Genomic DNA, 14,840 nt, shown 5'->3' with positions numbered 1-14,840 from the left:
AACTAACTGTTGCTCCTTTTTTATGACCGCACGTTTTAATTTTCGAGCTTAATAACCTTCAGACAATAAAAAACCCGCAACAAGTACGGGTTTTTTTAAAGAGTTAAAGTGCTAATTACTTAGCTGCTTTTTTCTCTTTTTCTGCAGCGATTACTGTGTCAGCTACGTTTTGTGGACATGGTGCGTAGTGTGAGAACTCCATAGAGAACTGACCACGACCTGATGTCATTGTACGTAGTGAACCGATGTAACCGAACATTTCTGATAACGGTACGTCTGCTTTAATGCGAACGCCAGTTAAACCAGCTTCTTGGTCGCTTAACATACCACGACGACGGTTAAGGTCACCGATTACGTCACCTACGTGATCTTCTGGCGTGAACACGTCAACTTTCATGATTGGCTCAAGAAGTTGTGCACCCGCTTTAGGGATAGACTGACGGAAAGCGCCTTTAGCTGCGATTTCGAATGCGATTGCTGATGAATCCACGGCGTGGAAGCCACCGTCGAAAAGTTCAACTTCAACGTCAAGTACTGGGAAGCCAGCTAGAACACCTTCGTTCATCATTGACTTAAAGCCTTTCTCAACTGCAGGCCAGAATTCTTTAGGTACGTTACCACCAACAACTGAAGATGTGAACGTGAAACCAGAACCCACTTCGCCAGGCTTGATACGGTAATCGATTTTACCGAATTGACCAGAACCACCAGATTGTTTCTTATGCGTGTAGCTATCTTCGATTTCACGAGTGATAGTTTCACGGTAAGCAACCTGTGGTTGACCAACGATAAGGTCTACACCGTAAGTACGCTTAAGGATATCTACTTTGATATCTAAGTGAAGCTCACCCATACCTTTAAGGATAGTTTCACCTGAATCTTCATCAGTTTCAACTTGGAAAGATGGATCTTCTGCAACCATTTTACCGATAGCAACACCCATTTTCTCATTACCGCCTTTATCTTTAGGCTGTACAGCAATCGAGATTACTGGAGTTGGGAATACCATTGGCTCAAGTGTTACTGGGTGCTTAGGATCACAAAGAGTGTGACCAGTTTGCACGTTCTTCATACCAACGATAGCGATGATATCGCCCGCTTGCGCTGAAGTAAGCTCTTTACGCTCATCTGCTTGCATCTCAACCATACGGCCAACACGCTCAGTTTTACCAGTAAATGCATTAAGGATAGTGTCACCCTTGTTAAGCACACCAGAGTAGATACGTACGAATGTTAATGCACCGAAACGGTCATCCATGATCTTAAATGCTAACGCTTTGAAAGGTTCGTCAGCAGATACGATTGCATGCTCGCCGTTTTCGTTACCTTCTTCATCCATAAGAGGTTGAGGATCAACTTCTGTAGGAGCAGGTAGGTAATCTACTACTGCGTCAAGTACAAGTTGCATACCTTTGTTTTTGAATGCAGAACCACAGAATGTAGGGAAGAACGCAAGGTCACGAGTACCTTTACGGATACAACGCTTGATGTCTTCGATTGAAGGGATTTCACCTTCCATGTACGCTTCCATTAGGTCATCGTCTTGCTCTACAGCAGTTTCGATAAGCATTTCATGGTATTCATCAGTTTTCTCTACCATGTCTGCAGGAACGTCTTCAATAGTGTAGTTTTCTGGAAGACCTGTCTCATCCCAGATGTATGCTTTTTTGTTTAAAACATCAACAACACCACAGAACTCATCTTCGATACCGATTGGTAAAGTCATGATAAGTGGAGTAGCACCAAGTACTTTTTGTACTTGCGCTGTTACACGGAAAAAATCAGCACCCATACGGTCTAATTTGTTTACGAAGATGATACGTGCAACACCTGACTCATTCGCGTAGCGCCAGTTAGTTTCTGATTGTGGCTCAACACCACCAGAACCACAGAATACACCCACACCGCCATCTAATACTTTAAGTGAACGGTAAACTTCAACGGTGAAGTCAACGTGTCCAGGAGTATCGATAACGTTAAAACGGTGATCTTTCCAGAAACAGCTTACTGCCGCAGACTGGATAGTAATACCGCGCTCAGCTTCTTGATCCATGAAATCGGTAGTCGATTCACCATCATGAACCTCACCTGTTTTGTGGATAGTACCTGTAAGCTTTAGGATACGCTCAGTAGTTGTGGTTTTACCCGCATCAACGTGCGCGAAAATACCAATGTTTCTGTACTTCGATAAATCTGCCATTAATTTTACTCTTAATAAAGTCGATAAATTATTCGGCGGGAGTATAGCATTACTTAAAGCGAACATCACCATAGAAGTCGCTTAAAATGCAATCAATTTATAAAAAACTTGCTTTAAAGATATTTTGAGGTATGAGATGGGCTTAAAAGAGGCATATTATAAACTGTATTTTAACGACTTAAGTCTTTATCAGCGTCATTGTTGAACATCAAAAGCGCAACTGAGTAATGGCATGAAGCAAATACAATTATTTTGCCCCATGCAAATCGTTAGTAAAATCACTCAAAACTCATAGTTTTGACTTTGTCGCTAATAACTAAATTACCCGCAGTTTTGGCTTTGATTTCATCAATAGTCACACCGGGTGCACATTCTAATAAATGAAAAGCGCCATCTTTTATTTCTAATAGAGCCAAATCAGTAATTACTTTATTGATACAACCAACACCGGTTAACGGTAGGTTGCATTCATTCAGTAGCTTTGATTCACCGTGTTTATTAGCATGGGTCATAGTGCAAATAATGTTTTTTGCCCCCGCCACTAAATCCATCGCCCCGCCCATACCTTTGACCAATTTATTAGGGATCATCCAACTGGCAATGTTGCCGCTTTGGTCCACTTCAAACGCACCCAGCACGGTTAAATCAACATGCCCACCGCGGATCATGGCAAAGCTCTCAGCAGAGCTAAAAATAGCGGCACCCGTAGCTGCGGTTACTGTTTCTTTTCCTGCGTTGATCATATCGGCATCTACATTTTCAGCGGTAGGATAGGGCCCCATGCCCAGTAACCCATTTTCTGATTGCAGCATTACCTCAATGCCCTTAGGCACATAATTGGCCACCAATGTAGGTATCCCTATTCCTAAGTTAACGTAGTAGCCATCTTGTAATTCCATTGCCACGCGTTTTGCTATTTGCTCTCGTGTTAATGCCATTATGTGCTCCTTAGGACTTTGCCGCTCGAGTAGTGGTTTTTTCAATACGCTTTTCAAACTCACCTTTAATAACGCGATCGATATAAATACCTGGCGTATGAATTTGGCTTGGCTCAAGCTCTCCGGGCTCGACAATTTCTTCAACCTCTAATACGGTAATTTTACCAGCGGTGGCTGCCATAGGATTAAAGTTCATCGCTGTATGACGATAAATACAATTACCGTAGCGATCCGCTTTCCATGCTTTAACAATGGCAAAGTCACCGATTATACTGGGCTCTAATAAATATTCGCGCCCCTTGATTGAACGGGTTTCTTTACCTTCAGCCACAGGCGTACCGACACCCGTTGCGGTATAAAACGCTGGAATTCCGGCGCCGCCTGCGCGCATTTTTTCGGCTAGCGTCCCTTGTGGCGTTAGTTCAACATCTAACTCGCCACTAAGTAATTGTTGCTCGAAAAGTGCGTTTTCACCGACGTAAGAAGCGACCATTTTACTAATTTGTTTATCTTCAAGTAGTAATCCAAGCCCAAAACCATCAACACCACAATTATTAGATACTACGGTTAAATTACGTGTCCCTTGACGTTTAATTTGTGCAATCAAGCCTTCAGGAATACCACACAAACCAAAACCACCAGCAATCACGGTCATGCCATCTTCAAGCCCAGTCATAGCGTCACTGTAGCTTGTTACTACTTTATCAAAACCTGCCATTGGCTCCCCCTTATTGTGCAGTCCAACCGCCATCAATGGCGATTGCTTGAGCGGTAATGTTGCGTGCAGCATCTGCCATTAAAAAACTCACGGTATGCAAGATTTCGTCTAAGCCGATAAATGCCTTTTTCGGCATGGGTGCCAGCATAATGGTGTCAATTACTTGCTGCTCAGAAATACCATGCTCTTTGGCTTGTGCGGCAATTTGCTGCTCCACTAATGGCGTTTTTACATACGCTGGGCACACTGTATTAATAGTAATATTGGCATCACCTGTTTCTAATGCCATGGTTTTAGCAAAGCCAATTAAGCCATGCTTCGCGGCGATATAAGCAGATTTATACTTAGAGGCCACCATGGCGTGAATAGAACCTATATTAATGATGCGGCCAAAATCTTGCTCACGCATGCGTGGCAGTACCGCTTTACTCATCATTGCGGGACCTACCAACATCACTTGCTGTAAAAGCAGCCACTTATCTGCAGGAAAGTCTTCTAATTTAGCTACATGCTGTATTCCTGCATTATTAATTAATACATCCACAGGTTGCGTAAAAGTGCTAAAAAAATCTTCAATCGCTTGGCTATCTGCCACATTCAATGCATAGCCCCGAGCAGTACCGCCCTGATTAACTATTTTTTGTGCTGCCTGTTGAGCTACCTGTTCATTAAGGTCGGTCACAATAATGCTATGCCCAGCTCGGGCTAGCTGCTCAGCAATGTGTAGCCCTATACCACTAGCCGCGCCGGTGATTAATACGTTTTTACTCATACTGCTACTCCTCTAAAAATTCACTGATCAGCTGCGCTTTAGGCGAGATTGAAAAAATTCCATCGAGATGCCCCCAGCCGCCTTCAATTTCAGAAAGCTGAACCTCTTTCCCAAGCGACTTCATTGACTCATATACAGTGCGCATATTTTCAGGGCGTAGCAGTAAATCATTGGTTGCAGGCAATAACAGTGTTTTAGCGCTAATTTTTTTAAGTGCTGCGCTTAAGTTGCCTTCCATACCGGCAGTAAATAGTTGCGATGCCCGTACCAAATACAGCACATGATTTGCATCTTGGGTTTTTGCACGCGCCATTGCACGCTGTGCTAGTACTTGGTTTAACTTAGGCAAGGTACGAATGTCTTTTAACGCGCCTTCATCAAGTACGTTAAAGTCAGGGAAGCTAGCGTTATAAATAATTGGATGCATCGCATCTTGGGTAATATTTAGCATGGTTGCGGCAAGTCCATCTAATGGGCGCTCCTTGTCGTAGTAATTACCTTGCTGCCAGTTTTTATCTAAACGAATGGGTAGAGCCCATTTTTCAAGCGCAGCGACAGTCCATGCATCCATGGTTGCTGCACCAATAACATGGATTAGGCGTTCAACCTGATCTGGATAACGCGTTGCCCACTCTAACGCCTGAAAAGAGCCCATAGATGCGCCCATCACGGCATGTAATTTAGTAATACCCAAACTCTCTAATAAGCGTTTTTGTACGTTAACAAAATCACTAATAGTGACCACTGGAAAATCCAAGCCATAAGGCTTACCTGTCGCAGGGTTAATTGATGCAGGCCCCGTAGTGATTACGTGTGGGTCATGCCAATTAGCATTGACTAAGGTGTCAGAGCTGATCACAAAATACTTGTTAGTATCTATGGCTTTTCCTGGGCCAATTAACGCATCCCAGTAGCCTGCTACGGCGTCGTCGGCTGAATATTTACCTGCTGCATGAGAGGTTCCTGAAAAATAATGAGTGATCAAGATTACATTATCTTTGGCTTTGTTAAGCTCACCATAACTTTCCCAACCAATATCAACCTGTGGCAACGTTGTGCCAGAAACCGTTGTGAAGTTTTCTGTGCTGAAATGTTGCTTTTCTACTAGTAACGGCTCTGCTTTATCAGCGCCAGACACCGTACTACTAAATAAAAACAGCAACCCTATTATTAATATTGTTTTCATTGCAATTCCTTAAAAAGTGATGAATAAGCTCAGCGCAAGAGCCACCCCAACCAATGGGATAACCACCGTCAATGCGGCTAATGGCCAATAAGCGCGTTGATGTGTTTCTTTACAAATGGCACGTATAGTTGTGACCACGTAACCATTATGTGGCAGGCTGTCTAATGCACCAGAACTAATAGCAACCACTCTGTGTAATTGCTCTGGATTAACCCCCATATCCAAATATCCAGGAGCCACAAGCGGTAGTGCAATCGCTTGCCCGCCGGATGCTGAACCCGTTAATCCGGCTATTACGCTCACGGCAACAGCAGCCCCCACCAACTCATTACCTGGCATATGAGTCATAGCATCAACAGCAGCTATAAACGCCGGTGATACTTTAGCCACTGCGCCAAACCCTACTACAGCAGCAGTGTTACCTATAGCAACTAAGGCGCCAGTGGTCCCCATATTGATGGCATTTGCCATGTTATGAAAATACTTATAATTGATGACCACAATACTTAAAACACCACCAAGCAACGCCACAATTAGTGCGGTTTGTTGTAAAACATCATGCAACATAAATGATAAGAGTAGCACCACCAGCAAAGGAATTACGCCGGTGATTGGATGAGGGCGTTCACGCTCTAAAATAATTGGGTCGTCTTCTCTAGCATCAAAACGCTCACCTTTGGCAACCGCCTTTTTAATCATTTTATTTAGCCAAAAGTAACCGACTGTTGCCATAAAAATGGCCACTACTAAGCTTACTTCCCATGCCGCATAGGGTGAGGTACCTAAATGCTTTACGGGTATCCAATTTTGAATTTCAGGCGAGCCCGCAGAGGTCATAGTGAATGTCACTGAGCCAAACGCTAATGTTGCGGGTATAAAGCGCCGCGGCAAATCGGCATCTTTAAATAAACTGAGCGCCATCGGGTAAACCGAAAACGCCACAATAAATACACTGACTCCGCCATAAGTCAGCACGGCACAAGCAATCACCACCGCCAGCACCGCATGCTTCATACCTAACTTGCCAACAATGTAACTGGCTACACTATCTGCTGCACCAGTATCTTCCATAAACTTACCGAACAACGAGCCCAGTAAAAACATAAAAAACCATGCACTTAAAAATCCAGCAAAGCCATCCATGTACGCGTTAATAAAATTACTGTCGGCAGTCACCGGGAATATAGCCATCCCGCTTGTTAGTGCCACCAACAATGCACATATTGGCGCGGCAATAAATAAATTGACCCCGCGCAAAGTTAAAATTATTAGCAGTATTAAACCGCCTAACAGCCCTATCATGCTCAGCATAGACATTCCTATAATTATTGTTATTACCCAGATGAGGTGACATCGCAGTAACTGTTGTTAGTTTTATCGCTCAGCGCAAATAAAGACATAGCACTAAGGTACTATACGTTATAAAACTTACATAAAAATCATATAAGTCAAGGTGTTAAGCTTTTATAGCACTATGGTACTAATTCATTTTTTAACACTATCTTCTACATTAAGTGCAGGTGACATGAGCAAACAAATAATCAACTAATAACAACAGGAACACACCAATGATAAAGCTCAAACAAAATATCACACCCGTTACACTCGCTGTTTCACTCGCCTTATTAAGTGCAACAAGTGTGGCAGCTGAACAAGCGCCTAAAGTAAAAAAAGCAGAGTTAGAGCGAATAGAAGTAACCGCTCGCAAAACCGTTGAAAACTTACAAGAAGTTCCGGTTGCGGTGACCTCAATTGGCGCACAGGAATTAGCAGAAAACGGCATCAGCGTAATGACTGAAGTACAGCAGTTTTCACCCAACACTACGCTACAATCAAGCCGAGGCACTAACTCTACCATCACTGCGTTTATTCGCGGTGTAGGTCAGCAAGACCCGCTTTGGGGCTATGAACCTGGCGTAGGTATTTACATTGATGATGTATACATCGCCCGCCCGCAAGGTGCCGTGCTCGACTTACTTGATGTACAACAAATTGAGGTGTTACGTGGCCCACAAGGTACGCTATATGGCAAAAACACTATTGGTGGTGCAGTAAAGTATGTCACCAAAGAAATGAGCGGAGATGCAACGCTAAATATTCAAGGCACCGTAGGCAGCTACAGCCAAAAAGATTTAAAAGTCACTGGGCAGCTCCCGCTTATTGACGAAAAACTCTATGTTGGTTTTGGTTTTGCCACATTGAACCGTGATGGCTATGGTGAATTTTTAACGTCAGCGCTTGATAATCAAGACCGCGAAAACTATAACAAAGATGTTACCGCAGCACGGGTTACGTTAGAGTACACCCCTACGGATGACTTATTCTTTCGTTTCGCGTGGGATAAAACTGATGATGACTCCAACGCGAAAGGCGGGTATCGCTTACTTCCAAGCTTATTAACGAATGCGCCTGTACCCGATAGCGTGTATGACTCTTATACTAGTTTACCTACATGGAACAAAGTAGAGCTTGAAGGTATGAGCTTAACTGCTCGTTGGGATATGAGTGCAAACACGAGTATTAAATACGTTGCAGCAACAAGAGAGAGCTATTCACCAACTAACATCGACTTTGATAATACCTCTTTACCTATTTTTGATGTTCCAGCCATTTATGACGATGAACAAACCACGCATGAGTTGCAGCTAAATCACAATGGCGATAACTATAAAATGGTCTCAGGGCTTTATTACTATGATGGCGAATCGTGTGGCCAGTTTGAAGCAATATTAGGTGTGCTTGGTCAAAGTTTAGGTGCCCCAGGGCTTACGCGTGAAGTAAGCGGTTGCAGCAATTCCACCAGTAAAGCGGCTTATATACAAGGAAGCTACGACTTTGATGAAAAATGGTCAATGACACTTGGCGCTCGCTATACCAAAGACAGCAAAGAAGCGATTGTAAATAATGGTCTTATTTTTGACATTGTTTACCCTGAATCAGGTTGGATCCCGGGTTATGTTCGCCCAGAAGGACAACTCGTGCCTACGGTACTAGATGACAGCGAAGATTGGTCACGCTTTACGCCTCGTGCGGGTGTTGAATATCAATATAATAACGACATCATGTTTTTTGCTAGTTACTCGCAAGGGTTTAAGTCAGGGACATTTAATCCACGAGCTACAACAGCAGAACCTGCAGCAAGGCCCGAAGTGGTTGACTCTATTGAGTTAGGCATGAAAAGCGAATGGAATGATAATTTACGCGCAAATTTAACTGTATTCACACTTGATCATAAAGACCGTCAATACATATCGGTATTACCCGGTGACAGCGCCGCCGATTTAAACCAGCGCTTAGGTAATATTGGCGAGTCTAAGTCTGATGGCGTTGAATTAGAACTTAGCTATGTTGCAAACGATGCACTAACTATTGACGCGTCAATAGGTTACATCGACAGTAGTTTTGAAAATGTAATTGATACCAATCCTGATACCGGTGAAACATTTGATAAATCAGACCGTTTTAGTGTTTCAAACACCCCAGATCTAACTTTTAACTTGGGCGCTACCTATCGTTTATACACAGAAATGGGCGACTTCGTTATAAACGGTAATTATTATCACCGAGGTGATTACGCACTGTTCGAAGAAGATAGCCTCTTAACACAAGACGCCTACGGATTATTAAATATTGGTGTTACTTGGTATAGCGCAGATGGCCATTGGACTGCGGGTATTTATGGTAAAAACTTAACCGATGAAGAATACATGATTGGAGGTTACCAGTTTGTAGCACCCGACCCGTCAGATCCAACTGATACCAGCAAATACACACCGGGTCTTGGTGGCGATAATACCTTAATTGGTTATTACGGTGACCCCCGCACAATATCACTCACTGTGGGCTATCGTTTTTAAAATTTAATTTAAGCGTTAAGGTTTGTCTGTATATCCCCACAGACAAACCTTGTTTCACATCGCAAAATCACATATAACTTAATGCATTGGAGACTATTTGAAATGGCTTGTGCTGTGAATACCATAATTGCTGATGACCACCCTTTATTCAGAAGTGCGCTACGTCAAGCAGCAGCGACTTCAGTACCAGAACAATATATAAAAGAAACCAGCGATATCGATGGGTTATTTAGCTTATTAAAATCACACCCCGAGATAGAGCTGATATTTTTAGATTTAACAATTCCTGGCGCCAATGGTTTACAAGCGCTCTCGCAACTAAGAAATCAATACCCTGATATATTAATTATTATGGTATCGGCTAACGAAACCCCCACTATCATAAAACAAGCCATGAGCTTAGGTGCTGCAGGCTATATTCCAAAGTCATCATCCCTTGATGTGATCAGTGAAGCCATTGAACATGTACTCAATGGAGACTCTTGGTTGCCAACAGATATTGACTTAACTGATGTGGTTGTTAATGACGAACAGAGCAATTTTGCCCGCAACCTAGAAAAACTCACTCCACAGCAATACCGTGTACTCGCGATGATAGCCGACGGGCTCTTGAACAAACAAATTGCCTTTGAAATGTCGATTCAAGAAACCACCATAAAACAACATGTATCGGCCATTTTGCGAAAGCTGAATGTGTATAACCGTACCCAAGCAGGCATTTTGTTTAATCAGCTATCTCAAGTTGGTAAGTTAGAGGCGAGCTAATATAAATTAATACACTTTAAGTATTTCTTTATAATCTTTTTTAAGGCTGTCTAGCTGAAATTATTAATACATACATTAGCACTGGCAACTAGCTGGCTCATATGCGGACTGTACTGCCCACCAAACGCGCCAACCAAAAAGTTAACAAATGATGTAAAATTGCAAAAAACAAACCAAATTTAAAAAATTTCATGTTGATATTTTTATGCAATAAAAAACTAAAAAACACCGAAAAAACCTTTTTAATGAATAACCTCCCTAGATTAATGAATATTGATTTTAAAGCCGCACTCACCGCACTTGATTACACTTCATTAACATGCTTTCTTGGTATAAAACAATAATCAAACAAACATTCACAGGGTCAAAATGAAAAAGTTTAAAAGAAAAATTCTTGCTTGCGCAATTACAACTCAATTAATCACCTCTTATCATGCCTCAGCAGAAGAAAAGCCTAAAGTTGATAAAGAAATTGAACAGATTGAGGTTACTGCTACACGTCGCTCAGGTTCAATTCAAGAGGCTCCTTTAAATATTACAGCGCTTAATAGTGATGTCATAAAGGATCAAAACATTGGTGATTTAGAAGATGTAGCTCGTTGGGTCCCAGGCCTAACAGTTTCAGATCAAGGTGGTCGTGAAGGCTCTCCAATTATTGTTCGAGGTTTAAATACTAACTCGTCAGATCGCGGCTCTGATGGGGGCACTGTAGCTACTTATGTTGGTGAAATACCGCTTAATATTAATCTTCGCTTGACTGATATTGATCGAGTCGAAGTATTAATTGGCCCGCAAGGTACCTTATATGGTGCTGGTACTTTAGGTGGTGCTATACGCTATTTATTAAAGCAACCACAATTAGACATTACTGAAGGTAGCGTGAGTGGCGATTTATTCGCAATTAATGAAAGCGATGATACTGGGGGTGAGTTTGGTCTGGTATTTAATACCCCGCTTATCGATGACGTATTAGCCGTTCGTGCCAGCGTTAATCATTATGACAGACCTGGTTATATTGATTATAAATACGTAGTACGAAACCCAGGGGTCTCAAACCCTAATCCAGATTTTACAAACCAAGATGATATTGATGAAAACTTACAACGCGTTAATGACGTTAACGATGAGCAAATCACTACGGGACGCTTTTCTGTTCGTTGGCAGCCAAACTCATCAATTGATGCAACACTCAATTACTTTTATCAAAAACAAGAAAATGGCGGCAACTCAACGTCACAATATGGCGCATTAGCAAATAGCAGCGCACTTCAAGGTACTGTAGGTAAATATGAAAACGCAGCTCGCGTGCTTGAACCGGGCGAGCAAGAAAACGATTTACTTAGCTTAGAAATCAAAGCTGATTTAGGCTTTGCTGAACTTGTATCAGCCTCTGGTTGGTCAAGCTATGAGCAGTCTGGGCAGCGAGATCAAACCGACTTACTTTATGATATTTGGACTGGTTACGCTGATTTTCCTGCATTTGTTGGTCAAACTTTAGATACTTCAGATCAAGATAACTTCACTCAAGAATTGCGTTTAGTATCGGCTTCAGAGGGCCCATTAAGTTGGATTGTAGGCGGCTACTATAATAAGCAAGAAAACTTATCAGATGACCGCGAATATACCCCAGGCTTAACTGACTTTTGGGGCGGTGGTATTGCGAACGTACAAAAAGATCTAGAATATATCGCCCTTAGTAATTCAGAAATAACAGAAAAAGCATTATTTGGTGAGGCTGGCTATAGCTTTACTGATCAGTTTGATATCACTTTGGGCGCGCGTTTATATGAATATGATATCTCCACCAATGCAGGGTCAGCTACACCACTTTATTCTGGCAATTTCTCGTCTCTTGACCAAATTGAGATGGAAAATGTTAGCGCCAATGATAACGGTAATCTATTTAAGTTTAATGCAAACTATACGTTTGATTCTGGTGTACTCGCTTACTTTACTGTCAGTGAAGGGTTTCGAATTGGTGGCGGTAATGGTATTGCGCCGTGTCCAGATGTGTTACCAGAACAGCAAATTGTTTGTGCTCTTCCAAGTGAAGAAGACTATAAGGCTGATACCACGGTAAACTATGAACTTGGCTTTAAATCAACCTGGCTCAGAAATCGATTGCACTTTAATGCTGCACTCTTTAATGTTGACTGGAATGACGCCCAAGTCGGTAGCTCTACTGTTAATGGCCAAGAGCTTATTACATCAAATGCAGGCTCAGCAAACTCAAAAGGCGTAGAAATTTCATCTCGTGCAATCATTGGCGATCACTGGACAGCTTACGCGACTTACGCTTATGCAAAAGCAGAACTAACTGAAGATGCACCAGATTTATTTGGTATTGGCATTGGCGCTATGAATGGGGATCGATTACCCGGCGCCCCTGAGCATCAGTTTTCATTCGGCCTTCGTTATGAGCAAGATGTGCTCGACGATAAACTACTGAGCGTTAACTACGGTATGACTGCACAAAGCGATATGATTACCAAAGTGGGCTTAAGAGACGATGGTGAGACATTAGCTGGCTATTCATTAAGCAACTTATCAGCTAAGTTAACAGGTGATATGTGGTCAGCTACATTATATATCGACAACCTGTTCGATAAGTATGCTTTTACTTCGGTACGCCGTGATAAGTCATGGGCTGGTATGTCGACCTCTGGCGCTAATAAAGCGTTACCTGAATTACAACGCGTATACGCTCACTATACAACAACGCCTCGCACTATTGGTATGAAGTTTACTTATAACTTTGAACTATAAAACTGAGCGATAGTTAAAAGCCTTGTTGATAATCAGCAAGGCTTTATTATTACCTCTCGTTAAGGTTATTTATGCTAACAGCACATCAACATCAGTTAAAAACACAGGTATTTACAGCAATAAACAATAACCAGTTATCCGCCGCTCACCAACTGCTAGTTAAGCAATTACAGTACGATGCGACAGACCATTTTTGCTATTACCTACTAGCCGAAGTGAATATTGCTGCAGGCGACAACTACAAAGCCATACAACTGATAGAAAAAGCCTTAACAATCAATAACCATCCTTTATATGTGCTGCATTTATCTAAGCTAATGATACTAAAGGGTGACGTAACAATGGCGACCAGTTACTATCAGGAAGCTATCAAGTATCAAGGTTATGGGCCTCTAGAGTGGGATACCTTAGCTAATATAGCGACTCGACTTGGTGACTATAAACATGCTTTAGCATGGCAAAAAATAGCTTATGAAGCCGCACCTATACACCCCAAAATTAATTACAACTTAGCCATTGCCTATAAAATAAATGGCCAATTAGATCACGCAAAAACGCTATTATTAGCGCTTATAAAACGCGAGCCAAGTTACTTACAAGCACATTACTCTCTTGCAGAACTAAATACCTCAACTGAAGCAAAAACACACATTACCGAGCTAAAAAAACGACTTAGTAGTAGCTTAACTGCAACAGAACAGCAAATGATTTATCACAGTTTGGCACTAAATCACGAACATATTGGTGATTATGAACAAGCTTTTAGTTACTTTCGTGATAGTAAATTGGCTATAAAACATCAGATAAACTATGAAGCCAGCAAACACCAAATATTTTGCCAACAATTAATAGCATTAAGTGAAAAGATTCAATTAACAGCAAAAAACGCTGACTTCTCACCCATATTTGTCATGGGTATGCCTCGCTCTGGTACCACATTAGTAGAAAAAATTATTAATCAAAGTACCGAGGTGACCGGCCTTGGGGAGCTAAATGACATTGCACAGTTACTACAAAGCACTGCGGCGTCAAAACATGTTTTAGATATCCGTATGATTGAGCAGGCATTTCAAAAGCTTAAGCTTGATAACCCCTTAAATGGCTACCAATCGCGCTGCGAAAGCATGATGACTTCACCTAGAAGCTGTGACAAGCAACCCTTTAATTTTTACTTTATTGATTTTATTTTAGCTGCGTTTCCAGAGGCAAAAATAGTCTGTATGCTGCGCGATCCTGTGGATAGCTGTATTGCAAATTACAGGCAGCTATATAGCCCGCACAGTGCATTTCATCATTACAGCTATGACTTACAAGATATTGCTCATTTTTATCAAGATTATAAGTTACTTATCAACCACTTTCAGAAAAAGTATCCTAATAATGTAATGATTCAACACTATGAAGAGCTAGTAACAGATGCCACCTTGCAAACTCAAACATTATTTAATTTTTGTAATTTACAATGGCAGCCCAGCTGCTTAGCGTTTTATAAAAGCAACAGCGCCTCGGCTACTGCTAGCAAAGTGCAAATTCGCCAACCACTCAATAGTAAGAGTATTGGCTACTGGCAACATTATCAGCAAACCTGTGATATGTTATCGAGTAAGTTTAATTAATCGATAATAATTAGCAAGTCAT

Annotated in this window: 10 protein-coding genes; 4 read left to right on the top strand and 6 right to left on the bottom strand. The window is 41.8% G+C overall.

Features of this window, described 5'->3' with window-relative positions; all coding sequences use genetic code 11:
- Window positions 1-115: 115 nt before the first annotated feature.
- The 6 genes from fusA to N523_RS0107515 all read right to left on the bottom strand — a co-directional run bounded on the left by fusA (window position 116) and on the right by N523_RS0107515 (window position 7,125).
- Window positions 116-2,200: an elongation factor G gene (fusA, locus tag N523_RS0107540; RefSeq protein WP_013466210.1), complete on the bottom strand. Its 2,085-nt coding sequence runs from the start codon at window positions 2,198-2,200 to the stop codon at window positions 116-118.
- A 278-nt stretch (window positions 2,201-2,478) separates the two neighbouring features.
- Window positions 2,479-3,138, bottom strand: coding sequence for a 3-oxoacid CoA-transferase subunit B (locus N523_RS0107535; RefSeq protein ID WP_028834696.1), 660 nt, complete (start codon window positions 3,136-3,138; stop codon window positions 2,479-2,481).
- Window positions 3,139-3,148: 10 nt separating this feature from the next.
- A complete protein-coding gene (locus N523_RS0107530; protein ID WP_024602247.1) occupies window positions 3,149-3,856 on the bottom strand; it encodes a CoA transferase subunit A in 708 nt (235 codons plus the stop codon).
- Window positions 3,857-3,866: 10 nt separating this feature from the next.
- On the bottom strand, window positions 3,867-4,628 hold the full coding sequence (locus tag N523_RS0107525) for a 3-hydroxybutyrate dehydrogenase (protein WP_028834697.1): 762 nt from the start codon (window positions 4,626-4,628) through the stop codon (window positions 3,867-3,869).
- Window positions 4,629-4,632: 4 nt separating this feature from the next.
- A complete protein-coding gene (locus N523_RS0107520; RefSeq protein WP_028834698.1) occupies window positions 4,633-5,814 on the bottom strand; it encodes an E22 family MetX-like putative esterase in 1,182 nt (393 codons plus the stop codon).
- 9 nt (window positions 5,815-5,823) lie between these two features.
- Window positions 5,824-7,125, bottom strand: a complete 1,302-nt coding sequence (locus N523_RS0107515) for a GntP family permease (protein WP_028834699.1) — start codon at window positions 7,123-7,125, stop codon at window positions 5,824-5,826.
- A gap of 257 nt (window positions 7,126-7,382) precedes the next feature.
- Here N523_RS0107515 and N523_RS0107510 point away from each other — a divergent pair, with 257 nt between their 5' ends.
- The 4 genes from N523_RS0107510 (at window position 7,383) to N523_RS0107490 (ending at window position 14,818) form a co-directional block, all read left to right on the top strand.
- On the top strand, window positions 7,383-9,671 hold the full coding sequence (locus tag N523_RS0107510) for a TonB-dependent receptor (protein WP_028834700.1): 2,289 nt from the start codon (window positions 7,383-7,385) through the stop codon (window positions 9,669-9,671).
- Window positions 9,672-9,773: 102 nt separating this feature from the next.
- On the top strand, window positions 9,774-10,436 hold the full coding sequence (locus N523_RS0107505) for a response regulator transcription factor (RefSeq protein WP_010392247.1): 663 nt from the start codon (window positions 9,774-9,776) through the stop codon (window positions 10,434-10,436).
- A 369-nt stretch (window positions 10,437-10,805) separates the two neighbouring features.
- A complete protein-coding gene (locus N523_RS0107495) occupies window positions 10,806-13,202 on the top strand; it encodes a TonB-dependent receptor (protein ID WP_016899050.1) in 2,397 nt (798 codons plus the stop codon).
- A 71-nt stretch (window positions 13,203-13,273) separates the two neighbouring features.
- Window positions 13,274-14,818 carry a tetratricopeptide repeat-containing sulfotransferase family protein gene (locus N523_RS0107490; protein WP_028834701.1) on the top strand — a complete coding sequence of 515 codons (1,545 nt, stop codon included), beginning with the start codon at window positions 13,274-13,276 and terminating at the stop codon, window positions 14,816-14,818.
- The last annotated feature ends 22 nt before the right edge of the window (window positions 14,819-14,840 follow it).

This window comes from Pseudoalteromonas sp. 23_GOM-1509m, from assembly GCF_000518425.1.
GTDB classification, from domain to species: domain Bacteria; phylum Pseudomonadota; class Gammaproteobacteria; order Enterobacterales; family Alteromonadaceae; genus Pseudoalteromonas; species Pseudoalteromonas tetraodonis.
The sequence above is the reverse complement of the archived record's forward strand: the minus strand, read 5'-3'. Positions and strand labels throughout refer to the sequence as shown.

Bases quoted from the DNA above. Each gene is read 5' to 3' on its own strand.
- N523_RS0107490 (WP_028834701.1), top strand. From the start codon at position 13,274: ATGCTAACAGCACATCAACATCAGTTAAAAACACAGGTATTTACAGCA.
- N523_RS0107515 (WP_028834699.1), bottom strand. From the start codon at position 7,125: ATGCTGAGCATGATAGGGCTGTTAGGCGGTTTAATACTGCTAATAATT.
- N523_RS0107510 (WP_028834700.1), top strand. From the start codon at position 7,383: ATGATAAAGCTCAAACAAAATATCACACCCGTTACACTCGCTGTTTCA.
- N523_RS0107520 (WP_028834698.1), bottom strand. From the start codon at position 5,814: ATGAAAACAATATTAATAATAGGGTTGCTGTTTTTATTTAGTAGTACG.
- N523_RS0107495 (WP_016899050.1), top strand. From the start codon at position 10,806: ATGAAAAAGTTTAAAAGAAAAATTCTTGCTTGCGCAATTACAACTCAA.
- N523_RS0107505 (WP_010392247.1), top strand. From the start codon at position 9,774: ATGGCTTGTGCTGTGAATACCATAATTGCTGATGACCACCCTTTATTC.
- N523_RS0107525 (WP_028834697.1), bottom strand. From the start codon at position 4,628: ATGAGTAAAAACGTATTAATCACCGGCGCGGCTAGTGGTATAGGGCTA.
- N523_RS0107535 (WP_028834696.1), bottom strand. From the start codon at position 3,138: ATGGCATTAACACGAGAGCAAATAGCAAAACGCGTGGCAATGGAATTA.
- fusA (WP_013466210.1), bottom strand. From the start codon at position 2,200: ATGGCAGATTTATCGAAGTACAGAAACATTGGTATTTTCGCGCACGTT.
- N523_RS0107530 (WP_024602247.1), bottom strand. From the start codon at position 3,856: ATGGCAGGTTTTGATAAAGTAGTAACAAGCTACAGTGACGCTATGACT.